The sequence below is a fragment of the Streptomyces sp. NPDC059828 genome (genome assembly GCF_042731955.1).
Taxonomy (GTDB): domain Bacteria; phylum Actinomycetota; class Actinomycetes; order Streptomycetales; family Streptomycetaceae; genus Streptomyces.
In genome coordinates this window covers 1-22,679 of the sequence record NZ_JBHWIW010000042.1, presented here as the reverse complement: position 1 = coordinate 22,679, position 22,679 = coordinate 1, and the positions used below count along the sequence as shown (strand labels likewise).

Below are 22,679 nucleotides of genomic sequence, written 5' to 3'. Positions count from 1 at the left end.
TGATGTCCTCCCGTTACCTCAGCCCCGAGTCCATTACTCAGGGTTGTCCGCGAGCGATCTGGCCGCCCTGACGCAGTGCGTGAGAGCCGCACGCGCATAGGCGGGCGAAGCGCCCGCCAGCCCGCACGAAGGAGTGATTACCACAGACCCCTCAAGAGTCCCCGGACTCAGCCCCAGCCTGCGCCACAGCGTCCTGACACCCATGACGCTACCGCCAGGGTCTGACAATGGACCGTCCGTGGACGGGACGACCCCGGCAAGGAGTTTCATGCCGCCTTCGACCGCCTCGCCGATCGCCTCCTCGTGACGCTCGGTGAGCAGGCTGAAATCGAACGAGACTCCTGTGGCCCCTGCCCGGCGCAGCAAGGCGAACGGCACGTCCGGGGCGCAGGAGTGCACCACCACAGGACCGTCCGTGACCGCCCGCACCTCTCGCAGCGTGCTCTCGACGAGCTGCCGGTCCACCGCCCGGTGCGTCCGGTAGCCGCTGGCTGTCCTGATCTGCCCGCTCAGCACGGCGGTCAGGGACGGCTCATCCAGTTGAAGCACCACCTGTGCCCTCGGAACACGCCGCCGCACCTCCGCGAGATGCCCGCGCAGCCCTTCGGCGAGCGAGGCCGCGAGATCGCGGCAGGCACCCGGATCACCCAGGGCCGCCTCGCCGTTCCTGAGCTCCAGGGCGGCGGCCAGTGTCCACGGCCCGACGGCCTGGACCTTCAGCGGGCCCTCGTACCCCTGGGTGAACTCCTCGAGCGCGTCCAGGTCCTCGCCGAGCCAGGACCGGGCGCGCCGGGTGTCGCGCCCCGGCCGGTCGCTGACCCGCCAGCCGCTGGGCTCGACATGCCCGTACATCTCCACGAGCAGGCCGATCGTCCGCCCGATCATGTCCGCGCCGGGGCCACGGGCGGGCAGTTCGGGCAGATACGGGAAGTCCTCGAAGGAGCCGGTGACGGCCTTTGCCGCCTCGCGGGCGTCGCCGCCCGGCATGGAGCCGACGCCGGTGGCCCTGCCCCACACGAAGCTCCCCGCGGTGTCGTCGCTGGACTCGCTCATCGTCCCGGCCGCACCGTCAGATCGTTGATCTCCGCGTCACGCGGCAGATCGAGGGCGGTGAGGATCGTGGTCGCGACCGACTCAGGGTCGATCCACCGGGACGGGTCGTAATCCTTGCCCTCCTGCTGGTGCACCTTGGCCTGCATCGGGCTCGCGGTGCGTCCCGGGTAGACGGAGCTGACCCGGATGCCGTTGGGCTTCTCCTCATGGCGCAGCGAGTCGGCGAGCGCCCTGAGACCGTGCTTGGAGGCGGCGTACGCACCCCACCCCGCATGGGCGTTGAGCCCCGCGCCCGAGTTCACGAAGATCACCGTGCCCTCAGCGGCCCGCAGCTGCGGCAGCGTCAGCCGGGTCAGCTCGGCCGGCCCCACCAGGTTCACGTCGAGCTGGGCGTGCCAGGTCTTCGGCGTGAGCTCGCCGATCGCGCCGAGGTCCACGACGCCCGCGATGTGGAGCAGGGAGTCCAGGCGCTCGGGCATGGTCTGGTGCGAGAAGGCCCAGGAGAGCCGGTCGGGCGCGGCGAGGTCGCCGACGAGGGTACGGGCGCCGGGGTACGCCTGGGCGAACTCCTTGGCGCGTCCCGCGTCACGTGCCAGCAGCACGAGTTCGTCCCCGCGCTCGTGCAGTCGGCGCGCGACGGCGGCGCCGATGCCGGAGCCCGCGCCGGTGATCAGATGGGTAGCCATGAGGGCAATGCTCGCATCACCGCAAGCCCGGCCATGCCTCCAGGTCCTGTCCGGGAGCGGTCGGCGCTGCTCCGCTGCCGGAGGGCTGCTTCGTGACGTCCTTCGTCGAGTACGTCATGAAGCAGCGGAGCAGGGGGGGTGGCACGGCCTACGCGACCGCGCCGGCCCCTCGTCGTGCCGTCGTCGCGATCGTCGCCGATCCGACCACGCGCGTGCCGTCGTACAGCACGATCGCCTGTCCGGGGGCCACCCCGTGCACCGGCTCGGCGAAGCTCACCCGCAGCTCACCGCCGCTCAGCTCGGCGGTGACCTCGGTCTCGCCGCCGTGGGCGCGCAGCTGGGCGGTGTAGACACCCGGGCCCTGCGGGGCGGTGCCGCACCAGCGGGGCTTGATCGCGGTCAGGCCACTGACCGCGAGTGCCTCGGCCGGGCCCACTGTGACGGTGTTGTTGACGGGTGAGATGTCCAGGACATAGCGCGGCTTGCCGTCGGGCGCGGGGTGACCGATGCGCAGGCCCTTGCGCTGGCCGATGGTGAAGCCGTACGCGCCGTCGTGGGTCCCCAGCTTCGTACCGGACTCGTCCAGGATGTCGCCCTCCGCCTTGCCGAGGCGGGAGGCCAGGAAGCCCTGGGTGTCGCCGTCGGCGATGAAGCAGATGTCGTGGCTGTCGGGCTTCTTCGCCACCGCGAGCCCACGCCGCTCGGCCTCCGCGCGGATCTCGTCCTTGGTGGTGAGGGTGTCGCCGAGCGGGAACATCGCGTGGGCGAGCTGCTTCTCGTCGAGCACGCCCAGCACGTACGACTGGTCCTTGGCCATGTCGCTCGCCCGGTGCAGCTCCCGGATGCCGTCCGCCCTGAGGACCACCGTGGCGTAGTGGCCCGTGCACACGGCGTCGAATCCGAGTGCCAGAGCCTTGTCGAGCAGCGCAGCGAACTTGATCTTCTCGTTGCAGCGCAGGCAGGGGTTCGGCGTACGGCCCGCCTCGTACTCCGCGATGAAGTCCTCCACGACGTCCTCGCGGAAGCGCTCGGCGAGATCCCACACATAGAAGGGGATGCCGATGACGTCGGCGGCGCGGCGCGCGTCGCGCGAGTCCTCGATGGTGCAGCAGCCGCGCGCGCCGGTGCGGAAGGACTGCGGGTTCGCGGAGAGCGCCAGGTGCACGCCGGTGACGTCGTGCCCGGCCTCGACGGCGCGGGCGGCGGCGACAGCGGAGTCCACACCGCCGGACATGGCGGCGAGCACACGGAGCGGACGTGATGGGGTCTGAGTCATAGCCCTACCAGAGTACGGGGCCCCGGGAACCACCGACTCGGGAGTAAGCGTTCCAGAAGCTGAGAGGGGCAGGGAGCGATCGGCGTAGGGGTGGCATGGGCGGTAGTGGGGACGCGCGGCGCGGCGTCGGACGCAGGGCGGTGCTGATCGGCGGCGGAGCCGCGCTCGTGGGCACGGGTGTGGCGGCCCATGACGAGCTCAGACGCCTGTGGTGGCGGCTGCCCGGAGTGGAGAAGAAGCGGGTGGAGGGCGAGCTCGACCACCCGGGGGCGCTGTGGACGGCGGCATCCCGGGCCAACTGGCGCAGAGCCGACCGCCCGGACGACTTCACGATCGACCGGGTCGTGATCCATGTCGTCCAGGGCAGCTACGCGACCGCATTGAAGGTCTTCAAGGACCCGGGCCACCGCGCGGCGGCGCACTATGTGGTGGGCAAGGACGGGCGGATCGCCCAGATGATCCGCGAGCTCGATGTGGCCTACCACTCCGGGAACCGCTCGATGAACGAGCGCAGCATCGGGATCGAGCACGAGGGCTTCGTCGACCGGCCCCGGGACTTCACGAACACGATGTACGCGGCATCGGCGCGGCTGACGGCCGGGATCTGCCTGCGGTACGGGATCCCTGTGGACCGGGAGCACATCGTCGGCCATGTGGAGGTGCCCGGCACGGACCACACCGATCCGGGCCCGCACTGGGACTGGCACCGCTATCTGCGGATGGTGCGCTCGGCTCGGACGCAGATCGAGTCGGCCTCCTCCAAGTGAGAACCGCCGTGTGCTGGGTCCCGCCGTGACGTGAATCCGTCCGTGAGGTGAATCCCGCCGCTAGGTGAGTCCCGCCGTGCGCGCCCGCTCGACCGCCGGGCCGATGGCCTTCGCCAGTGCTTCCACGTCCTCCTGGGTGGAGGTGTGGCCCAGGCTGAAACGGAGCGTCCCGCGGGCGAGCTCCGGGTCCGCGCCGGTGGCGAGCAGCACATGGCTCGGCTGGGCGATCCCGGCCGTGCAGGCGGAGCCGGTGGAGCACTCGATGCCCTGGGCGTCGAGCAGCAGCAGGAGGGAATCGCCCTCACAGCCGGGAAAGGTGAAGTGGGCGTTGGCCGGGAGCCGGTGCTCGGGGTCGCCGCCGAGGATCGCGTCCGGCACGGCGGTGCGTACGGAGCCGATCAGCCGGTCCCGCAGGGAGCCCACCTCGCGTACGAAGTCCTCGCGCCGCTCTGCCGCCAGCCGGCCCGCCACGGCGAAGGCGGCGACGGCGGGCACGTCGAGGGTGCCCGAGCGTACGTGGCGTTCCTGGCCGCCGCCGTGGAGCACCGGCACGGGGGTGTACTCCCGGCCGAGCAGCAGCGCACCGATTCCGTAGGGGCCGCCGATCTTGTGGGCGCTCACGGTCATCGCGGCGAGGCCGGACGCCCCGAAGTCCACATCGAGCTGCCCGACCGCCTGCACGGCGTCGGAGTGCATCGGGACCCCGAATTCGGCAGCGACATCGGCGAGTTCGCGGATCGGCAGGACCGTGCCGATCTCGTTGTTGGCCCACATCACGGTGACGAGGGCGACATCGCCGGGGTCCCGCTCGATGCTCTCGCGCAGGGCGTCGGGGTGCACCCGGCCGTGCCGGTCGACCGGCAGGTACTCGATGGTGGCGCCCTCGTGTTCGCCGAGCCAGTGCACGGCGTCGAGCACGGCGTGGTGTTCGACGGGGCTGGACAGGACCCGGGTACGACGGGGGTCGGCGTTGCGACGGGCCCAGTAGAGGCCCTTCACCGCGAGGTTGTCGGCCTCGGTGCCACCGGAGGTGAGGACAACCTCGCTGGGACGCGCTCCGAGCGCGTCGGCGAGTGCCTCCCTGGCCTCCTCGACGGTACGGCGGGCCCGGCGGCCCGCGGCGTGCAACGACGAGGCGTTTCCGGTGACGGCGAGCTGGGCGGTCATCGCCTCGATCGCTTCCGGAAGCATCGGAGTGGTCGCGGCGTGGTCGAGGTAAGCCATGATGCCCACGATTCTACGAGCCACGGGGTGGCCGGCGGTGCGGCCGGGTGCCCCTGTCCGTACCCGGGCAGGGGCACCCGGCCGGACTTCGCGGCAACACCCGGCCCGGTGCCCGTGGAGCGGTCAGCCGCCGAAGCTCCAGACGACGGCGCCGCTGCCGTCGAGGAGCACCGTGAAGACGACGAGGTCGGCGATTCCGAGACCGAGGCCGAGCAGGGCCCGCCCGCGGCGGGCGGTGCCGCGCAGCAGAGCGAGTCCGCCGAGGACGATCGCGGAGGGGCCGAGGATCACATTCATCACCAGCAGGCCGAGCAGCCCGAGCACGAAGGAGGCGACGGCCATGCCGTCGGCGTCGCGCTTGCTGCTGGTGAACCGTCGGGTAGGAGAAACGAGTTCCATGGTCCTGCTCCCTATGTCAGTGGGTACGGCGGCGCGCGCGGCGCTCGCGTACGGCGAAGACGAGCAGCCAGAGACCGATGAGGGTGGCGGCTGCGGCGGACGCGGGAAGCGGGATCTGTGCCACGGTGCCCAGGAGCAGTCCCAGGAGAAGCAGCGCGGCAACGAGGGCGATCATGATCAGCCTTTCACTGAACGGATGAGAGTACAACTGTTCACTGACTTCCCAGTCTAGTATTCCCAGAGTCGGCGAACACATGTTTACTGAATGGCATGAGTCACACCGCCGGAATCCGCCAGACCCAGAAGTTGAAGACGCGTCAGGCGCTCCTGGACGCCGCCCTGCGGCTGCTGGAGCACCAGAGCCTCAGCAGCCTCGGCCTGCGTGAGGTGACCAGGGCGGTGGGCGTGGCACCGGCGGCGTTCTACCGGCACTTCACGGACCTCGCGGAGCTCGGTGTGGCCCTGGTCGAGGAAGCGCTCGGCAGCCTGCACGGACTGGTCGCCGAGCTGCTCGCGGAGACAGGGGACGCGGAGGTGCGCATTACCCGCACGGTGGACCTCATCGCGCGCCATGTCCGCACCCAGCCTGCCCACTTCCGCTTCATCGCGCGCGAGCGGCACGGCGGATCCGGACGGGTACGCGCTGCCATCGCGACCCAACTCGACGCGTTCACCGACGAGGTGGCCAGGGCGTTCGCCGCGGAACCGGGGTCCCAGGGCTGGACGGACGCGGACCTGCACATGCTGGCGGGACTCTGTGTCGAGCACATGGTGCTCACGGCGTCGGCGTTCCTGTCGGCGTACGAGGCGGAGACGAGCGGCGATCCGGGGGCGGCGGACGAGCAGGAGATCGCCCGTACCGCCCGCAACCGCCTGCGGATCGTCACGCTCGGCCGCCGCCACTGGCTGGAGGACGACGTCTTCGGAGCCCACGACTGACCCCCGGGCCCCTTGCCCGGTCAGTCGTGGGCGGGGCTGCGATCTCCCGTATCGGCGGACCGGCCGACCCCCGCCATAAAGCGCCACACCAGGCCGTGCCCCAGCATGACCAGCAGGATCAGCAGCAGGGCTTCGGCCTGGAGCCCCGAGAGACCGATGGCACCGGCGACCCCGGGCGCCGCGCCCACCACGGCGATGAGCACATAGATACCGGCCGCCGCACCCATGGCCGGGCTGAGCAACCCGGAAGCGTCGTCCCGGCGCCCGCGTGCGAGCAGCCGCAGCGTCGACACGCAGCCGACCACCGCGAGCACGACGAAGCTCGCCCGCCAGAGCCCCGGCGCCTCACTCCCGCCGACCTGGGCGAACAGGCCCATCAACGCGGGCAGCAGAAAGGAGAGATAGATGCCGCCGACGATCCGGCGCAGCGGCGGCAGGCGCATCCAGTCGGCATGCCCCTGAACCACGTTCCACCACAGGCCCACCAGCGTGAAGCAGGTGGCCGCGAAGAGCGCGTAGAACGTACTGACATCCATCGGGCGAGCGTCGCACGGGGACGCGGTCACCCCGGAGGATCGACACTCCTCACGCACCCGGCCGGGTGGCCGGGCGCGCCTGTGGACCTCAGTGCCTGGGCAGCGGCACCTTGGCCAGCTGGCGGGACTGGGCGACCAGCCGGTCGGCGCTGTCCCAGACCTCGGCGTCCTCCTCCAGGAAGCCGCCCGCGAGATTGCGGGTGGTGATGGCGACGCGCAGCGGTCCGGGAGCCGGGCGGCACCGGATGTGGGTGGTGAGCTCGACGGTCGGGGTCCATCCCTGGATGCCGATCTCGAAGGCGGTCGGCGGCAGCGCGTCGACCGTCAGCAGCAGCGACAGCGGGTCCGCGTCCCGGCCGTCGGCCAGCCCGAACCAGCCGCGCATCTCACCCTTGCCGGACGGGGCGCCCACGGCCCAGCCGACGGTGGCGGGGTCGAGCCTGATGTTCAGCCGCTCGGTGATGTCCGTGGCGCCGGGTATGGCATCGGACGCGGGACCGTCGGCCGGCCCCAGACAGAGCTCGTACGGCGGGATGGCCGGGGGCTTCGCGGTCGTACGGACGTCGTCGGGCAGCTGGTCCAGGTCGCCGTAGGTGGCGAGGACGCGGATCCGCTCGACCTCGGTGCCGTCCTCCGCGTACTGAACGAGCGAGGCCTGGCCCGTGGAGAGGGTGCGTCCGGTACGGACGATCTCCGTGCGGATCACCGCGGGACCGGGTTCGGAGGGGCTCAGGTAGTGGGCCGAGACCGAGAAGGGGTCCGGGTGCGGCAGGGCGTCACCGAGCGCACGCCCGAGGGTCGCCAGAAGATAGCCGCCGTTGACGGCCCGGATGATCGTCCAGCCGGCGGAGAGCTCCGCGCGGTACACGCCCGGGACGTCCGGGTCTTGCAGGGTGACAGCGGTATCGCGGTCGAACTCGCTGTCCCCAATGGTTGCCTGTGCCACCTGTGCCACCTGTGCCATGCCGCGACCGTACAGCAGTAAACTACTAAGCGGTAGCTTTTCTGGGTGTCTCCTCCGTCTCAGTGGCCGCCGACCTGCGGTTCCATGCGCGCGGCGCCCGCCAGTGGAAGCGCATGGCGAGCAGCCGCAGCACGAAGGCGGTCACCACGGCGAGCCCACTGGTGAGGGCGTTCAGCGCGTCGAACCTGATGCAGAGCGCCACCATCGTGGCGCCCACCATCGCCGGGACGGCATACAGATCCCGGTCCCAGCGCAGCAGCGAAGGCACCTCGTTGGCCAGCACGTCGCGCAGCACACCGCCCCCGACGGCGGTGGCGAGCCCGAGCACAGCGGAGGAGGTCAGCCCGAGACCGTACTCGTACGCCTTCGTCGTGCCCGTGACACAGAAGAGCCCGAGACCGGCGGCGTCGAAGACATTGACCGAACCCTGGATGCGCTCGACCTCCGGATGCAGGAAGAAGACGAGCGCGGCGGCGACGAGCGGCATCAGGAAGTAGCCGAGATCCGTGAACGCGGCGGGCGGCACCGCCCCGATGACCAGGTCCCGGAAGAGCCCGCCGCCCAGTGCGGTGCTCTCCGCGAGGACGGCGATGCCGAAGACGTCGAAGTTCTTGCGCACGGCGAGGAGAGCGCCGGAGATGGCGAAGACGAAGATGCCGACGAGGTCGAGCGCGTGTTGGACGGAGGGGGTGAACAGTTCCTGGAGCACGCCCCTAATTGTGCGGGTCGCCTCCGGCGGGGGTGGTTGCCGGTGCGCCCGCACCCCCGTGGCTGCGGACGGGTTCCGCGGTGCGCAAGCCCCGTGGGCCCCGTCGATCTGCGCTGCGGGCGGGCCGCGCGGCGCACCCCGTGGCGGTGCCCCGCGTGCCCGGTGTGTCCGCACTCCGGCGCCGGACGGACCGGGTGCAAGGGCTGCCCGTGCCCGCGAGGTTGCCGTGGGGGCCGCGCCCGAGCCCATGTCCGCGACCGACACGGCCGGGTGAGGTGCACCGGGGCCTGCCCGGTGCACCGCACCCCGCACGCTACTTCGCGACAGGCTCCTCGGAGGGCTTCGCGTCCTCCACGCCCTCACGGGTCGCGGGGACCACCTCGCCGGATGTGCGGGCCAGCTCGCCCGAGGCGATCTCCGCAGTGAAGTGACAGGCCACCTTGTGGCCGTCCCCGGTGTCCGTCAGCTCGGGGCGCTCCTTCGCGCAGCGGTCCTGAGCCCAGGGGCAGCGGGTGTGGAAGCGGCATCCCGCAGGAGGGTTCGCGGGGGACGGCAGGTCCCCCCGGAGCAGGATCCGCTCGCGGCGGTCCTCCACCTCCGGGTCCGGCACCGGCACCGCCGACATCAGCGCCTTGGTGTACGGGTGCTTCGGCTCCGCGTACAGCACGTCGCTGGGTGCCTCCTCCACCAGAGAGCCCAGGTACATGACACCGATGACGTCCGAGATGTGCCGCACGACCGCGAGGTCGTGGGCGATGACGAGATACGTCAGGCCCATGGACTCCTGGAGTTCCTCCAGGAGGTTGATGACCTGCGCCTGGATGGACACGTCCAGCGCGGACACCGGCTCGTCGCAGATGATCACGTCCGGTTCGAGCACCAGGGCCCGGGCGATCCCGATACGCTGGCGCTGACCGCCGGAGAACTCGTGCGGGTAGCGGGACAGCGCGTTCGCCGGAAGCCCGACCTTCGCCAGGATCTCCTTGATCTTCTCCCGGCGTGCATCCTGGTTCGCACCGATCCCGTGCGCGGCCATGCCCTCGGACAGGATCGACTCGATGTTCTGCCGGGGGTTGAGACTGCCCAGCGGGTCCTGGAAGACCATCTGGAGCCGCCGCCGGAAGGTGCGCAGTTCCTTCTCGGGGAGCTTCGCCACATCCGTGCCGTCGAGGACGACCTTGCCGTCGGTGACATCCACGAGCCGCAGCACCGCACGCCCCAGCGTGGTCTTGCCGCAGCCCGACTCACCGACGAGACCATAGGTCTGGCCCGCCTCGACCGAGAGCGAGATCCCGTCGACGGCGTAGACATGGCCGACCGTGCGGTTGAAGAGAAGTCCCTTCCTGACGGGGAAGTGGACCTTCACTCCATCGAGCTCGAGCAGACTCATGCCGGGACCTCCGTGGTGGCCAGGACCGGGTTGACGCAGCGGGCCTGGTGTCCGGGCTCGCGGGGTTCGGTCAGTTGGGGCGTGCCGGTCAGGCAGTCCATCTCGTAGCGGTCGCAGCGCGGGGCGAAGGCGCAGCCCTCGGCCCAGGCGATCTGGTCGTTGATGGATCCGCGGATGGGGTTGAGCGGCTCGCCGCGCGGCGCGTCGAGCCGTGGGATGGAGCCCAGCAGTCCATGGGTGTACGGGTGCGTGGGGTGCGCGAAAAGCTCACGCCTGCCCGCCGATTCGACGGCCTTGCCCGCGTACAGCACATTGACCTGGTCGCACAGGCCGGCGACGACACCCAGATCATGGGTGATCATCAGCAGCGCGGTGCCCTCCTGGTCGACCAGCTCCTTGAGCAGTTCCAGGATCTGCGCCTGGATGGTGACATCCAGGGCGGTGGTCGGCTCGTCGGCGATGAGCAGCCGGGGCGCGCACGCCACCGCCATGGCGATGAGGGCGCGCTGGCGCATGCCGCCGGAGAGCTGGTGCGGGTACTCCTTGAGCCGCCGGGTCGGGTCGGGAATGCCGACCCGGTCCAGCAGGTGCGCGGCTTCCTTGCGGGCAGCCTCGCCCTTCAGGCCCCGGTGGCGCTGGAGGATCTCGGTGACCTGCACCCCGATGGGAACGACGGGGTTCAGCGAGGAGAGCGGATCCTGGAAGATCATCGCCATCTTGCTGCCGCGCAGGTCCCGCATCTTGCGGGGACTCAGCGACAGCAGATCGACGCCGTCGAAGTCGGCGCGCCCGCCAAGGGTGACACCCTTGCTCGGGAGCAGGCCCATGAGTGCCAGCGAGGTGACGGACTTGCCGCAGCCCGATTCTCCGACCAGGCCGACGACCTGACCCTGGTCGACGGAGAACGAGACTCCGTTGACCGCCCTGACGTCCTGACGTCCACGTCCGCCGAAGGTGACGGTGAGTTCGTCCACGTTGAGCAGTGGCATGACATCAACCTCGCAGCTTCGGGTCGAGGGCTTCGCGCAGGGCCTCGCCGAGCAGAGTGAAGCCGAGGGCCGTGATGATGATGCCGACCGCGGGATACATCGACATCATCGGCTCGTTGTCGAAGAAGCGCTGTGCCTGGGAGAGCATCACACCCCACTCCGGGACCGCCGGATCCGGGTTGCCGAGGCCGAGGTAGGACAGCGCGGCGGCCTCGATGATGGCGGTGGCGAGGCTCAGCGTCGCCTGGACGATCACCGGGCTCAGCGAGTTGGGCATGATCTGCGTCAGCACGATGCGCCGCTTGCGGATGCCGAGCGAACGCGCGGCCAGCACATAGTCGCTGCCGCCCTGCGCGAGCATCGAACCGCGCAGCAGCCGGGCGAAGATGGGGATCTGCACGACACCGACGGCGATCATCACGGTGGTCAGCGACTGCCCCATCACCGCGGCGATGGACACGGCCAGCAGCAGCGAGGGCAGCGCCAGCATGATGTCGGTGATGCGCATGATGGCGTCGTCGAAGCGCCGCCCCGGGCGCCCACCGAGGGTGGCCGCGGCACCGGACACGGCACCGATCACGGCACCGATGATCAGGCCGATGAGCATCGACACCACACCGACGAGCAGTGTCTGACGGGCGCCGACGAGCATCCGGGAGAAGAGGTCACGGCCCAGGTGGTCCAGGCCGAACCAGTTCTCCGGGCGCGCGCCGACGAACTCACCCTTGTTGGGGAAGACCTCGCCGCGCCAGGCCTGGTCGGTGGGTGCGTGCGGGGCGATCCAGGGGCCGACGATCGCGAGCACGACGAACGCCACGATGATCACGGCACCGATGATCGCCGCCTTGTTGCCGCGCAGTCGGCGGAAGGCCTCACGCCACAGGCTCGCGCCACTCGTGGCCTCGGTCTCTGCGGTGAGTTCCGCGAGCCGGTCGATCTTTGACGTCTTGGTGGTTGCCAGACTCATCCGTCCACCCGCACCCTCGGATCAATGACGCTGTACGCGAGATCGACCACCAGGTTGATCAGGACGTACACCACCGCGATGAACATGATGAAGCCGACGAGCACCGGATAGTCGCGGGCGTCGATGGCCTTGCGGATGAACTCGCCGATGCCTCCGAAGCCGAACACGGACTCGGTGAGCACCGCGCCCGAGAGCAGGCTGCCGGTGAGCAGACCGATCGTGGTGACCACCGGCAGCAGCGCGTTGCGCAGGATGTGCCGGCCGCGGACCACCTTCCGCTCCAGGCCCTTGGACTCGGCGGTGCGGACGTAGTCCTCGCCGAGTACCTCCAGCACGCTGGCACGGGTCATCCGGACGATGACCGCGAGCGGGATGGAGGCGAGCGCGATGCCGGGCAGTACCAGATGCTTGAGCGCGTCGAGGGAGGCGTCGAACTCGCCGGTGAGGAGGCCGTCGAGGACTGCCAGGCCGGTCACGGACGTGGCGTCCATTCCGCTGGAGAGGCGGCCGAACGTCCCGAAGGTTTCACCGAAGGCGCTCTTGAGCAACTGAGCGAGGAAGAAGACCGGGATGCAGATCCCGAGCAGGGAGCTGGATACCGAGGCCACGTCCAGCCAGCCCCCGCGCTTGCGGGCGGCGAGGTAGCCGAGTGGGATGCCGATCGCGGTGGCGATCACCATGGCGGCGATGCTGAGTTCGACCGTGGCGGGGAAGCGCAGGACGAATTCGTCCCATACCGGCTGCCCGGTCTGGGTGGAGGTGCCGAGGTCGAGTTCGAAGATCCGCTTGAGGAAGCGGCCGTATTGGACGTAGAGCGGCTGATCGAGCCCGAGCGCCCGGTTGATGCGTGCCACATCGGCTTCGGTCGCCCGCTCCCCCAGGATCGCTGAGGCGGGTCCGCCGGGCAGCCGGTTCAGCCATATGAAGAGCAGAACCGACAGGCCGAGCAGGGTGGGTATCAGCTGAAACAGTCGTCGTACGACGAGTCGCAACACCCCGCATGCCCCTTTCTTGCGTGTGTTGTGCGAGTGGTACGGAAATGGGATGCGGGTCCGCCCGGCTCACGGTGTTTCGTGAGCCGGGCGGACCCCCATGCGGTGTGCTACTTGAAGGACAGCTCGGCGAAGTTCTCCTGCGTCAGCGGGGAGACCTTCGGCGGGTTGATGTTCTTGCCGAACGCGATCGCGGGCGGCGACGAGGACAGCGGGACACCCGGCAGGTAGTCCATGATGGTCTCGTTGGCCTTCTTGTAGAGCTCCGTACGCTTGGCCGGGTCGGGCTCGAGGGAGGCGACCTTCACCGCGTCGAAGACCTTGGCGTCCTTGAAGCCCCACTGCTTGTCGTACCCGGCGAACCAGGTGCCGATGAAGTTGTAGCCGTCGTTGAAGTCACCGGTCCAACCCAGCATGTGCAGGGCGCAGGAGCCGGCCTCGGTGGCGTCCAGGTAGTCCGGGGCCCACTTCATCGGCTTCGGGGTGACCTTGATGCCGGCCTTCTCCAGGTCGGCCTTGATCAGCTCGAAGATGTCCTGCGGGGCGGGCATGTACGGGCGGGTGACCTCGGTCGGGTAGCAGAACTCGACCGAGAGGCTGCTCTCCTTGGCCGACGCCAGCAGCGACTTGGCCTTGGCGGTGTCGAAGGCGTACTTCTTCGCGTTCTCCGAGTACCCGGCGACCGTGTCGGGCATGAACTGGGTCGCGACCTTTCCACCCTCGGGCAGCTGGGTCTTGACCAGGTTCTCGCGGTCGATGGCGTGGGCGATGGCCTGCCGGACGGCGGGCTTCTTCAGCGCCGGGTTCTTCTCCTGGGACATACCGAGGTAGAAGATGTTGAAGACGTCACGGGTCGGCACCTCGAAGCCGGCGTTCTCCAGCGTCTTGATGTCCGCGGGCGCGACCAGGTCGTAGCCCTGGATGTCATTGGCCTGGAGGGCCTGGCGACGGCCGTCCTCGGTACTGATGGTGCGGAAGACGAGCTTCTTCACCTTCGCCTTCTCGCCCCAGTAGTCGTCGAAGCGCTCAAGGGACACTTCCTTGTTGCCCTTGTTCCACTTCGTGATCTTGTACGGACCGGTGCCGGCGACCGTGCCGGCCTCCTGGCTGTACTTGGGGTACGTGATGGCGTCGCCCTTGGCGCTCGCGCCCTGCTTCTCGTACTCCTTGATCGCCTTCGGCGAGTGGATGGCGAGGGCCTGGAGCGAGAAGCCACCGGGCAGGTTGGCAGAGGGCTCGTTGACCTCGATGACCGCGGTGTTCTCGTCCTTGGCGGTGCAGGACTTGTAGTTCGCCTTCGGCGCTTCCTTGTCCTCGTTCGCCTTGAACCCGCCCATGATGCTCTGCCAGTAGTACGAGACCGAGCTCGACTGGTAGGTACCCTTCCAGTTGAACCAGTGGTCGTAGTTGGCACAGACCGCGGCGGCGTTGAACGCCTCGCCGTCGTGGAACTTCACGCCCTTGCGCAGGTTGAAGGTCCAGACCTTGCCGGCCGGGTCGCTGGACCACTTCTCGGCGAGACCGCCGACGAGCTTGCTGCCGCCGGACTCGTGCTCCAGCAGCGCCTCGAACGCCTGGCGGGTGACCCGGAAGGTCTCACCGTCGCTCGCGAGGGCCGGGTCGAGGGAGCTCGGGTCACCCGGAGCACCGAAGACAAAGGTGTCCCCCGCACCCTTGTCGCCGTCCTTGCCGCGCTCGCTCGAGCAGCCGGTGGCGATCAGGCCGACCGCAAGGACCGCCGTCATCGCCCGAACAGACCGGGACTTGAATATTCGCATGGGTCCACCCCTGGGTCGCCATGTGTGGTCTTGACCGGCCGAACACTACTCACGCATGTCAGGACAGAGAACAGTCCGTATAGCGGTGATACCGAGCTGAGACCCGGACACTTGGCAAAACGGGCGGATGCGGGACATCGCAGCGCTTCTTTTAACTTCCCCGACACAGAGCAACGTTGGGGAGATGCCGGGCGGGGACACGGCGCAGGGCGCCGCCGACCAGCAGGTCAGCGATACTGCGCGGGAGCCGGGCCGCCCGCGGGGCCGGGGGGCGGAAAGCCGTAACCGGGCTGCTGGGCCGGTGCGCCGTGCGCCTCTCGGTCGTAGAACGGGCGGGCATTGGCCCGCAGCCACATCGTCACAGGGTCGTACTCATCGGACATGGCGACCGTGGAGACGGGGAGTCCGTCCGGCACCGCGGCGATCGACTGCTGCATCATCGCCCGCACGCTCTCGACGGACTGCTGCCCCGTGTCGTACAGATCGAGACCGATGGCGAGATACGGGGCACCGAGTGCGGGCTGCACCCAGACCCTGCGCAGCGAGCGGATCGCGGGGGTGCGGTGGGCGTTCTGCGTGAGCAGCGCGTAGAACTGCGGGAGCTCGATGGCCGGTTCGGTCAGCCGCAGGGGACCTGCGGGCATGCGGTCGAGACCGGTGGCGATCCGGCGCAGATCGGGCCAGGGGATGCCGACGCCGCCCCCCGGGGCATGCGGGTTGAGCCAGACGCCGTAGCGGTCGGGGAAGAGTGCGCGGGCGATGTCCGGAGCGCCGATGACCTCGTGCGCGCGGTTCCATCCGGAGGCGGCGAGCTCCTGGGTGGAGGTGACACACGGGGCGTAGAGCTGGCCGTCGATCTCCATGTTTCCGTACTGGGCGTCGGGGGAGCCGGGCTGGCCGTGCCACAGCAGCATCCAGAGCCGGCCGGCCGCGGGGTCGGCGAGTGCGTGCAGCAGCGCCTCGTAGGCGTCGTAGCGCCCGGGCGTCACCTGGCGCAGCATGTGCTCGACCTGCCCGGCCGCCGCAGTGCCTGACGCACTCACTTGGATCCCGCCCCTCTTCGATCCGCCTTTGGAAACCAGCTTATGCGGCCGTACCCACACCGGCCGGACGCCTGCCGCGCGACTATGCGTACGACTGGGGGTACTGCCTGGTGTAGAAGGGCCGCACCCTGTTCAGCATCCAGTCGCCCACGGGGTCCTGGGCGACGTCCAGCAGAACCAGGTTGACCGGCCACCGCACGGGGACCCGGCCCAGCGCGCGGCCGAGCGCGTCCATCGGGGCGGTGCGGTGCTGGCCCTCCCAGGCGGACATCTGCACCCCGATGAACAGCGTCGGCGCCTCGCCCTCGATGCTCGCCAGGACCCGGCGGGCGGTCTGCACGACGCCGGTCTCCTCGAACTCTCCCGCCGCGGCGGCGAGGAAGTCGATGGGCTCCTCCTGCCAGTCCGGCTCGAACAGCCGCACCCGGCCTCCGCTCGCGGGACCGTCCAGGGGAGTACGGCCGGCCCTGCACAGCTCGGCGACGGCGGGTGGCGGCAGCGGTACGCCGACGGCGCCGCCAGGGTTCACGACGATGCCCAGCTGGGGCGGCAGCCCGCGGGCGAACTCGGTCGTCGGGGCCACGGTGCCGGACATGTGCTCCCCCAGGCACTGCACGAACTGCTGGTGGGAGCTGTAGACGGGCACGTACGGCGCCCCGTCGATCTCCAGCGTGGGCAGATCGAGACTGGGGCTGTCGGGTCCGCCTCCGTTGGGCAGGGGCACCCAGACGTGGCTGCGGCCGAGCACCTCGACGAGCCGGCCGCCCGCGCCGGGCATCCCGACGGATGCGGCCAGCACCTCCTCCAGCTCATTGGAGGGCCATGTCGTGTCCACTACGTCCCTGCTTCCCCGTCTGCCCGGATCGGGCGGCGTGTCTGCGCCGTTCTGCACCGTCCTGCGCCAGCAGAGTAACCGTAATGGCGTAAGGCGGCCGGGGCACGGCGGCGCACGAACGGGTACCCGCTCGAACGGGCGTGGGGCCGGGAGCGGCGTACGCCCGGCAGCGGCGCGGGAACGGCGAACGGCAACGGCGCGGGAAACGGGAAAGGGGACGCGGGACCGGGAACGTCTGCTGCCCGGGGTCTCAGTCGCGCTTGCCGAAGCCGATCCGCTTCAGCACCGTCGCCGCGTCCCGGTCCAGCAGGGTCGCGGACGCGCACCCCGCCGGGAGCCGGCCCCGCTCGGCGTCCCGCACCAGCCGGGAGACCGCGCGCCGGTGGCGGTGGAAGGCGTACGGAGAGACGCCGCGGCCGCGCTCGCGCTGGCCCGCGCGGGCGACGGCCGGGGTGACGTCCAGCAGGAGCAGATGCAGGGCTCTGCCTCGGCGCCGCGCGTCGTGGGCCAGCCAGCGGCGGACCCAGGACTGGGTACCGCAGTCGTGCACGATCACCCCGGAGCCCGAGCGCAGCGCACGCCACAGGCCCGCGTAATGGGCGGCACGGACCAGGGGGCGGTACACCGCATACGGCAGCAGCCGGGGCATCCGGGCGCCCCAGCGGTCGCGGGTGTCCTGGGAGTCGATCCCGCCGCCGTCCGCGGCGCGCCGGATCAGGGTGGACTTGCCGCTTCCGGGCAGGCCGGAGATCACCACCACGTCCCCGTGCGCGAACTCCAGGCCGCGGGGGCTCCGCCCGGCGCGCTCCCGCAGATCCCGCACCACCGGCCGGGGGGCAGCGGGCGCGTGGGCGCCCACGCCCAGGAGCCCGCGTACCCGCACGGGCACGGACACCCTGGTCCCGGTGGACACTCCCGGTGTTGTCGTCATCGAGGCACCTGGCTGCTCCAACGTCATCGCACTCCCCCTTGTCGGGTCGCATGAGACCCTGCCCAAGAAGCCTAAAGAAAAGGTAATGACCATCAAGTGATTTGCCGATCGTGACACCCGTGCAATGATGAGCCCGCCAACTGCATACCGGCCGCTTGAATCCGCGCGGGAGAGTCCCGGTCGCCGTCAACGTGTGTACATACAGTCACCGTGAACGGATACCGGGCGCCGAAGGAGCAAGTCCCTCCCTTGAATCTCTCAGGCCCCGTACCGCGAGGATGAGGCAGATCTGAAAAGCGGGCCGCAGACCCTGCGGCTCCACCCAAGGTGCAAGTCATGCCCCGCGTGTACGCCGTGTACACAGGGCCATGACGAACCTCTCAGGTTTCATGACAGATGGGGAGGATCGTCCTCGCCAGTCATGCCCTGGGAGTCCTATCCAATGAGCACCACCCCCCGTCACACGGCCCTCGACGCCCTGCATCGTTCGCTGGGCGCGACCATGACCGACTTCGCCGGCTGGGACATGCCGCTGCGGTACGGCAGCGAGCGCGACGAGCACAACGCCGTGCGCACCAAAGCCGGTCTCTTCGACCTGTCGCACATGGGCGAGATCACGGTGACCGGACCACAGGCCGCCGCCCTTCTGGACTACGCGCTGGTCGGCAACATCGGCGGGGTCGGTGTCGGCCGGGCGCGCTACACGATGATCTGCCAGGAGGACGGCGGGATCCTCGACGACCTGATCGTCTACCGGCTCGGCGAGCAGGAGTACATGGTCGTCGCCAACGCCTCCAACGCGCAGATCGTGCTGGACGCCCTGACCGCTCGCGCCGGGGCTCACGGGGGATTCGACGCGGCCGTACGCGACGACCGCGACGCCTACGCGCTGATCGCGGTCCAGGGCCCGGAGTCTCCCGGCATCCTGAAGTCGCTCACCGACGCCGATCTGGACGGACTGAAGTACTACGCGGGCCTGCCCGGCACCGTCGCCGGAGTGCCCGCGCTGATCGCCCGTACCGGCTACACCGGCGAGGACGGTTTCGAGCTCTTCGTCGAACCGCGGCACGCCGAGAAGCTGTGGCGGGCGCTGACCGAGGCCGGCGAGCCCGTCGGTCTCGTGCCCTGCGGCCTGTCCTGCCGCGACACGCTGCGTCTGGAGGCGGGCATGCCGCTGTACGGACATGAGCTGACCACTTCGCTCACCCCGTTCGACGCGGGCCTGGGCCGGGTCGTGAAGTTCGAGAAGGAGGGCGACTTCGTGGGCCGGAGCGCCCTCGAGGCCGCCGCGGAGCGCGCCGCCGCGAACCCGCCGCGCAAGCTGGTCGGGCTGATCGCCGAGGGCCGCCGGGTGCCGCGCGCCGGGATGTCGGTGGTCGTGGACGGCGAGGTGGTGGGCGAGGTCACCTCCGGCGCTCCCTCCCCCACCCTGGGCAAGCCGATCGCCATGGCCTACGTGGACGCTGCGCACGCCGCGCCCGGCAGCGCGGGTGTGGGCGTCGACATCCGCGGTACCCATGAGCCGTACGAGGCCGTCGCGCTCCCCTTCTACAAGCGCCAGAAGTAGACCCCTGCTGCCTCCGGCAGCCCCCGTCAGCAGCACTTCCCCGCGTACAGGAGAATTCAGCCATGAGCAACCCCCAGCAGCTGCGCTACAGCAAGGAGCACGAGTGGCTGTCGGCCGCCGAGGACGGCGTGTCGACGGTCGGCATCACGGAGCACGCGGCGAACGCACTCGGCGATGTCGTCTACGTCCAGCTCCCCGAGCTCGGCGACACGGTGACCGCGGGCGAGACCTGCGGTGAGCTGGAGTCGACCAAGTCGGTCAGCGACCTGTACTCCCCGGTGTCCGGCGAGGTCACCGAGGTCAACGACGACGTCGTGAACGACCCGTCGCTGGTGAACACCGCTCCGTTCGAGGGTGGCTGGCTGTTCAAGGTACGCGTCGCGGACGAGCCGGCCGACCTGCTCTCCGCCGACGAGTACACCGAGTTCGCCAGCTGACCCACGACCAGGCCACAGCCACAAGGGATCGCGTGATGTCGCTTCTGAACACTCCCCTGCACGAGCTCGACCCGGACGTCGCCGCCGCCGTCGACGCCGAGCTCCACCGCCAGCAGTCCACCCTCGAGATGATCGCCTCGGAGAACTTCGCTCCGGTCGCGGTCATGGAGGCCCAGGGCTCCGTCCTGACCAACAAGTACGCCGAGGGCTACCCGGGCCGCCGCTACTACGGCGGCTGCGAGCACGTCGACGTGGTCGAAGAGATCGCCATCGACCGCGTCAAGGCGCTGTTCGGCGCCGAGCACGCCAACGTGCAGCCGCACTCGGGTGCCCAGGCCAACGCGGCGGCGATGTTCGCGCTGCTGAAGCCGGGCGACACGATCATGGGTCTGAACCTCGCGCACGGCGGGCACCTGACCCATGGAATGAAGATCAACTTCTCCGGCAAGCTCTACAACGTGGTGGCCTACCACGTGGACGACGCCACCGGCCAGGTCGACATGGCCGAGGTCGAGCGGCTCGCCAAGGAGTCCAAGCCCAAGCTGATCGTGGCCGGCTGGTCGGCGTACCCGCGTCAGCTGGACTTCGCCGCCTTCCGCCGTATCGCGGACGAGGTCGGCGCGTATCTGATGGTCGACATGGCCCACTTCGCGGGCCTGGTCGCCGCGGGTCTGCACCCCAACCCGGTGCCGCACGCCCACGTCGTGACCACGACCACCCACAAGACTCTGGGCGGTCCGCGCGGCGGTGTGATCCTGTGCACCTCCGAGCTGGCCAAGAAGATCAACTCCGCGGTCTTCCCCGGTCAGCAGGGCGGTCCGCTGGAGCATGTCATCGCGGCCAAGGCGGTCTCCTTCAAGGTCGCGGCCTCCGAGGACTTCAAGGAGCGCCAGCAGCGCACGCTGGAAGGCGCGCGGATCCTCGCCGAGCGCCTGGTCCAGGAAGATGTGGCGAAGGTCGGTGTCTCGGTCCTGTCCGGCGGCACGGACGTGCACCTGGTCCTGGTCGACCTGCGGAACTCCGAGCTCGACGGCCAGCAGGCCGAGGACCTCCTCCACGAGGTCGGCATCACGGTCAACCGCAATGCCATCCCGAACGACCCGCGCCCGCCGATGGTCACCTCGGGGCTGCGGATCGGCACGCCGGCCCTCGCGACCCGGGGTTTCCAGGCCGAGGACTTCCGCGAGGTGGCGGACATCATCGCCGAGACGCTGAAGCCGTCCTACGACGCCAAGGCGCTGCGCGCACGGGTGACGGCGCTCGCCGCGAAGCACCCGCTTTACCCTGGGCTGTAACAGCCAGACGTGAATAACTGAACGGGGCATCGCGAGCACTTTCGGTGAATGCGGTGCCCCGTACCACGCCCCTCAACGTTTGTTTTTCTGCACGACCCTGGCAGACAACGGCGTCTACCACCCGCAAGGAGTACCACCGTGGCCATCTCGGTCTTCGACCTGTTCTCGATCGGCATAGGCCCGTCCAGCTCCCACACGGTCGGCCCGATGCGGGCGGCCGCCCTGTTCGCCCGCCGTCTGAAGAACGAGGGCCAGCTCGCCCACACCGCGAGGGTCCGCGGCGAGCTGTACGGCTCACTCGGCGCGACCGGTCACGGCCACGGCACCCCGAAGGCCGTTCTGCTCGGCCTGGAGGGCGAGTCGCCCCGCACCGTCGACGTCGAGTCGGCCGACGACCGGGTCGAGCAGATCAGAAGCGGCCGGCGGATCAACCTGCTCGGGGTGCACGAGATCGATTTCGACTTCGACGCGGACCTGGTCCTGCACCGCCGCAAGGCCCTCCCGTACCACGCCAACGGCATGACCCTGTGGGCCTACGACGCCGAGGGCGCCACGCTGCTGGAGAAGACCTACTACTCGGTCGGCGGCGGTTTCGTCGTGGACGAGGACGCGGTCGGCGAGGACCGGATCAAGCTCGACGACACCGTGCTGAAGTACCCCTTCCGCACCGGTGACGAGCTGCTGCGGCTGTCCCGCGACACGGGCCTGTCGATCTCCGCGCTGATGCTGGAGAACGAGAAGGCGTGGCGCACCGAGGACGAGATTCGCGAGGGGCTGCTGGACATCTGGCGGGTCATGCAGGCCTGCGTCTCGCGCGGAATGTCCCGCGAGGGCATCCTGCCGGGCGGCCTCAAGGTTCGCAGGCGCGCCGCCACCACCGCGCGCAAGCTCCGCTCCGAGGGCGACCCGCTGGCCCTCGCGATGGAGTGGATCACGCTCTACGCGATGGCGGTGAACGAGGAGAACGCGGCGGGCGGCCGTGTCGTCACCGCCCCCACGAACGGCGCCGCGGGCATCATCCCGGCCGTCCTGCACTACTACATGAACTTCGTCCCGGGCGCCGACGAGGAGGGCGTGGTCCGCTTCCTGCTCGCCGCGGGCGCGATCGGCATGCTCTTCAAGGAGAACGCCTCCATCTCCGGCGCCGAAGTCGGCTGCCAGGGCGAGGTCGGCTCGGCCTGCTCCATGGCCGCCGGCGCACTCGCCGAGGTCCTCGGCGGCTCCCCCGAGCAGGTGGAGAACGCCGCGGAGATCGGCATGGAGCACAACCTGGGCCTGACCTGCGACCCGGTGGGCGGTCTGGTCCAGATCCCGTGCATCGAGCGCAACGGCATGGCCGCGGTGAAGGCGGTCACGGCGGCCAGGATGGCGATGCGCGGCGACGGCAGCCACAAGGTCTCGCTGGACAAGGTCATCAAGACCATGAAGGACACCGGCGCGGACATGTCCGTCAAGTACAAGGAGACGGCCCGGGGCGGGCTCGCGGTGAACATCATCGAGTGCTGAGGGAAGCAGCCTCCTCGGAACACCGCGCACGGTTGAGTGATCTCTACTCTCGCGCCTGCTCATCACCCGGAAGTACCTTCGGCTGGAAATTGTCCGCTGCCTCATGCGGTGTACGCGCGGCGGGCACTCGACCGTGATCCTGCACGTTTGCGCAGGTCGACTTCATGAACCGGAGACGTTGATGCCGGCAAGCGGCACGGCCACACAAGATCAGTCCCAGCACAGTGTGGTGGGTGCGCGTCGTGTGGGGTTCCTGGTGGTTCTTGTATTGGGTGGGTTGACGGCGTTGCCGCCGTTGTCGATGGACATGTACCTTCCGGCGCTGCCTCAGGTGACGGGGGCGTTGAATGCGTCGGCGGCGACGATTCAGCTCACGTTGACGGCTTGCCTGGCCGG

General features: G+C 69.7%; 23 protein-coding genes, 1 pseudogene and 1 riboswitch. Of the genes and pseudogenes, 7 read left to right on the top strand and 17 right to left on the bottom strand.

Going from position 1 to position 22,679, the window contains the following annotated elements:
• Positions 1-33: 33 nt before the first annotated feature.
• From ACFV6V_RS23375 to mnmA, 3 genes are all read right to left on the bottom strand, one after another.
• On the bottom strand, positions 34-1,053 hold the full coding sequence (locus ACFV6V_RS23375; protein WP_385568186.1) for a methionine synthase: 1,020 nt from the start codon (positions 1,051-1,053) through the stop codon (positions 34-36).
• Positions 1,050-1,739 carry an SDR family oxidoreductase gene (locus ACFV6V_RS23370; protein WP_385568184.1) on the bottom strand — a complete coding sequence of 230 codons (690 nt, stop codon included), beginning with the start codon at positions 1,737-1,739 and terminating at the stop codon, positions 1,050-1,052. The genes ACFV6V_RS23375 and ACFV6V_RS23370 overlap by 4 nt, the downstream gene beginning before the upstream one ends.
• Positions 1,740-1,887: 148 nt before the next feature.
• Complete coding sequence (gene mnmA / locus ACFV6V_RS23365; RefSeq protein WP_385568181.1) at positions 1,888-3,015, bottom strand: tRNA 2-thiouridine(34) synthase MnmA; 1,128 nt, start codon at positions 3,013-3,015, stop codon at positions 1,888-1,890.
• A gap of 95 nt (positions 3,016-3,110) precedes the next feature.
• Here mnmA and ACFV6V_RS23360 point away from each other — a divergent pair, with 95 nt between their 5' ends.
• Positions 3,111-3,782, top strand: a complete 672-nt coding sequence (locus ACFV6V_RS23360) for an N-acetylmuramoyl-L-alanine amidase (protein ID WP_385568179.1) — start codon at positions 3,111-3,113, stop codon at positions 3,780-3,782.
• A 60-nt stretch (positions 3,783-3,842) separates the two neighbouring features.
• Here ACFV6V_RS23360 and ACFV6V_RS23355 read toward each other — a convergent pair whose 3' ends face one another.
• The 3 genes from ACFV6V_RS23355 to ACFV6V_RS23345 form a co-directional block, all read right to left on the bottom strand.
• A complete protein-coding gene (locus tag ACFV6V_RS23355) occupies positions 3,843-5,006 on the bottom strand; it encodes a cysteine desulfurase family protein (protein ID WP_385568176.1) in 1,164 nt (387 codons plus the stop codon).
• 123 nt (positions 5,007-5,129) lie between these two features.
• Positions 5,130-5,405 (bottom strand): DUF4190 domain-containing protein, encoded by a 276-nt coding sequence (locus tag ACFV6V_RS23350; RefSeq protein WP_361289222.1) that lies wholly within the window; start codon positions 5,403-5,405, stop codon positions 5,130-5,132.
• Positions 5,406-5,421: 16 nt separating this feature from the next.
• The gene (locus ACFV6V_RS23345) at positions 5,422-5,580 is read right to left on the bottom strand and encodes a hypothetical protein (RefSeq protein WP_361289225.1); all 159 of its coding nucleotides are present in this window, start codon (positions 5,578-5,580) and stop codon (positions 5,422-5,424) included.
• 95 nt (positions 5,581-5,675) lie between these two features.
• On the opposite strand from ACFV6V_RS23345, the gene ACFV6V_RS23340 reads away from it, so the two are divergent.
• Positions 5,676-6,344 (top strand): TetR family transcriptional regulator, encoded by a 669-nt coding sequence (locus tag ACFV6V_RS23340; RefSeq protein WP_385568174.1) that lies wholly within the window; start codon positions 5,676-5,678, stop codon positions 6,342-6,344.
• Between the two features lie 20 nt (positions 6,345-6,364).
• Here the strand turns inward: ACFV6V_RS23340 and ACFV6V_RS23335 are convergent, their stop codons facing one another.
• From ACFV6V_RS23335 to ACFV6V_RS23285, 11 genes are all read right to left on the bottom strand, one after another.
• Positions 6,365-6,880, bottom strand: coding sequence for a hypothetical protein (locus ACFV6V_RS23335; protein ID WP_385568171.1), 516 nt, complete (start codon positions 6,878-6,880; stop codon positions 6,365-6,367).
• 88 nt (positions 6,881-6,968) lie between these two features.
• Entirely contained in the window at positions 6,969-7,844 is an 876-nt protein-coding gene (locus ACFV6V_RS23330; RefSeq protein WP_385568168.1) for a thioesterase family protein, read from the bottom strand.
• 25 nt (positions 7,845-7,869) lie between these two features.
• The gene (locus ACFV6V_RS23325; RefSeq protein ID WP_385568166.1) at positions 7,870-8,553 is read right to left on the bottom strand and encodes a trimeric intracellular cation channel family protein; all 684 of its coding nucleotides are present in this window, start codon (positions 8,551-8,553) and stop codon (positions 7,870-7,872) included.
• A gap of 313 nt (positions 8,554-8,866) precedes the next feature.
• Complete coding sequence (locus tag ACFV6V_RS23320) at positions 8,867-9,943, bottom strand: ABC transporter ATP-binding protein (protein ID WP_385568163.1); 1,077 nt, start codon at positions 9,941-9,943, stop codon at positions 8,867-8,869.
• On the bottom strand, positions 9,940-10,932 hold the full coding sequence (locus ACFV6V_RS23315; RefSeq protein WP_385568161.1) for an ABC transporter ATP-binding protein: 993 nt from the start codon (positions 10,930-10,932) through the stop codon (positions 9,940-9,942). Before ACFV6V_RS23315 ends, ACFV6V_RS23320 begins: the two co-directional genes overlap by 4 nt.
• A 4-nt stretch (positions 10,933-10,936) precedes the next feature.
• The gene (locus tag ACFV6V_RS23310) at positions 10,937-11,899 is read right to left on the bottom strand and encodes an ABC transporter permease (RefSeq protein WP_385568158.1); all 963 of its coding nucleotides are present in this window, start codon (positions 11,897-11,899) and stop codon (positions 10,937-10,939) included.
• On the bottom strand, positions 11,896-12,894 hold the full coding sequence (locus tag ACFV6V_RS23305; RefSeq protein ID WP_385568155.1) for an ABC transporter permease: 999 nt from the start codon (positions 12,892-12,894) through the stop codon (positions 11,896-11,898). Before ACFV6V_RS23305 ends, ACFV6V_RS23310 begins: the two co-directional genes overlap by 4 nt.
• Positions 12,895-13,001: 107 nt before the next feature.
• Positions 13,002-14,669, bottom strand: coding sequence for an ABC transporter substrate-binding protein (locus ACFV6V_RS23300; RefSeq protein ID WP_385568152.1), 1,668 nt, complete (start codon positions 14,667-14,669; stop codon positions 13,002-13,004).
• A gap of 227 nt (positions 14,670-14,896) precedes the next feature.
• Positions 14,897-15,712 (bottom strand): enhanced serine sensitivity protein SseB C-terminal domain-containing protein, encoded by an 816-nt coding sequence (locus ACFV6V_RS23295; RefSeq protein WP_385568149.1) that lies wholly within the window; start codon positions 15,710-15,712, stop codon positions 14,897-14,899.
• A gap of 82 nt (positions 15,713-15,794) precedes the next feature.
• Positions 15,795-16,547: an enhanced serine sensitivity protein SseB gene (locus ACFV6V_RS23290; protein WP_385568148.1), complete on the bottom strand. Its 753-nt coding sequence runs from the start codon at positions 16,545-16,547 to the stop codon at positions 15,795-15,797.
• A 250-nt stretch (positions 16,548-16,797) separates the two neighbouring features.
• Positions 16,798-17,505, bottom strand: a complete 708-nt coding sequence (locus tag ACFV6V_RS23285) for an AAA family ATPase (protein WP_385568145.1) — start codon at positions 17,503-17,505, stop codon at positions 16,798-16,800.
• A gap of 129 nt (positions 17,506-17,634) precedes the next feature.
• Positions 17,635-17,761, top strand: a riboswitch (glycine riboswitch).
• Positions 17,762-17,920: 159 nt separating this feature from the next.
• Here ACFV6V_RS23285 and gcvT point away from each other — a divergent pair.
• From gcvT to ACFV6V_RS23260, 5 genes and pseudogenes are all read left to right on the top strand, one after another.
• Positions 17,921-19,045: a glycine cleavage system aminomethyltransferase GcvT gene (gene gcvT / locus ACFV6V_RS23280; RefSeq protein WP_385568142.1), complete on the top strand. Its 1,125-nt coding sequence runs from the start codon at positions 17,921-17,923 to the stop codon at positions 19,043-19,045.
• Positions 19,046-19,107: 62 nt separating this feature from the next.
• The gene (gcvH, locus tag ACFV6V_RS23275; RefSeq protein ID WP_385568140.1) at positions 19,108-19,482 is read left to right on the top strand and encodes a glycine cleavage system protein GcvH; all 375 of its coding nucleotides are present in this window, start codon (positions 19,108-19,110) and stop codon (positions 19,480-19,482) included.
• Positions 19,483-19,517: 35 nt separating this feature from the next.
• Entirely contained in the window at positions 19,518-20,777 is a 1,260-nt protein-coding gene (gene glyA / locus ACFV6V_RS23270) for a serine hydroxymethyltransferase (protein ID WP_385568137.1), read from the top strand.
• Between the two features lie 138 nt (positions 20,778-20,915).
• A complete protein-coding gene (locus ACFV6V_RS23265; RefSeq protein ID WP_385568135.1) occupies positions 20,916-22,283 on the top strand; it encodes an L-serine ammonia-lyase in 1,368 nt (455 codons plus the stop codon).
• A gap of 181 nt (positions 22,284-22,464) precedes the next feature.
• Positions 22,465-22,679: pseudogene (locus ACFV6V_RS23260) on the top strand (Bcr/CflA family drug resistance efflux transporter); the annotation flags it as partial.

What these genes read in the sequence shown, in the direction of transcription:
- ACFV6V_RS23330 (WP_385568168.1), bottom strand. Translation starts at nt 7,844, where the DNA reads ATGGCACAGGTGGCACAGGTGGCACAGGCAACCATTGGGGACAGCGAG.
- ACFV6V_RS23285 (WP_385568145.1), bottom strand. Translation starts at nt 17,505, where the DNA reads ATGACGTTGGAGCAGCCAGGTGCCTCGATGACGACAACACCGGGAGTG.
- glyA (WP_385568137.1), top strand. Translation starts at nt 19,518, where the DNA reads ATGTCGCTTCTGAACACTCCCCTGCACGAGCTCGACCCGGACGTCGCC.
- gcvH (WP_385568140.1), top strand. Translation starts at nt 19,108, where the DNA reads ATGAGCAACCCCCAGCAGCTGCGCTACAGCAAGGAGCACGAGTGGCTG.
- ACFV6V_RS23340 (WP_385568174.1), top strand. Translation starts at nt 5,676, where the DNA reads ATGAGTCACACCGCCGGAATCCGCCAGACCCAGAAGTTGAAGACGCGT.
- ACFV6V_RS23345 (WP_361289225.1), bottom strand. Translation starts at nt 5,580, where the DNA reads ATGATCGCCCTCGTTGCCGCGCTGCTTCTCCTGGGACTGCTCCTGGGC.
- mnmA (WP_385568181.1), bottom strand. Translation starts at nt 3,015, where the DNA reads ATGACTCAGACCCCATCACGTCCGCTCCGTGTGCTCGCCGCCATGTCC.
- ACFV6V_RS23375 (WP_385568186.1), bottom strand. Translation starts at nt 1,053, where the DNA reads ATGAGCGAGTCCAGCGACGACACCGCGGGGAGCTTCGTGTGGGGCAGG.
- ACFV6V_RS23300 (WP_385568152.1), bottom strand. Translation starts at nt 14,669, where the DNA reads ATGCGAATATTCAAGTCCCGGTCTGTTCGGGCGATGACGGCGGTCCTT.
- ACFV6V_RS23370 (WP_385568184.1), bottom strand. Translation starts at nt 1,739, where the DNA reads ATGGCTACCCATCTGATCACCGGCGCGGGCTCCGGCATCGGCGCCGCC.
- ACFV6V_RS23310 (WP_385568158.1), bottom strand. Translation starts at nt 11,899, where the DNA reads ATGAGTCTGGCAACCACCAAGACGTCAAAGATCGACCGGCTCGCGGAA.
- ACFV6V_RS23335 (WP_385568171.1), bottom strand. Translation starts at nt 6,880, where the DNA reads ATGGATGTCAGTACGTTCTACGCGCTCTTCGCGGCCACCTGCTTCACG.
- ACFV6V_RS23315 (WP_385568161.1), bottom strand. Translation starts at nt 10,932, where the DNA reads ATGCCACTGCTCAACGTGGACGAACTCACCGTCACCTTCGGCGGACGT.
- ACFV6V_RS23350 (WP_361289222.1), bottom strand. Translation starts at nt 5,405, where the DNA reads ATGGAACTCGTTTCTCCTACCCGACGGTTCACCAGCAGCAAGCGCGAC.
- ACFV6V_RS23320 (WP_385568163.1), bottom strand. Translation starts at nt 9,943, where the DNA reads ATGAGTCTGCTCGAGCTCGATGGAGTGAAGGTCCACTTCCCCGTCAGG.
- ACFV6V_RS23360 (WP_385568179.1), top strand. Translation starts at nt 3,111, where the DNA reads ATGGGCGGTAGTGGGGACGCGCGGCGCGGCGTCGGACGCAGGGCGGTG.
- ACFV6V_RS23355 (WP_385568176.1), bottom strand. Translation starts at nt 5,006, where the DNA reads ATGGCTTACCTCGACCACGCCGCGACCACTCCGATGCTTCCGGAAGCG.
- gcvT (WP_385568142.1), top strand. Translation starts at nt 17,921, where the DNA reads ATGAGCACCACCCCCCGTCACACGGCCCTCGACGCCCTGCATCGTTCG.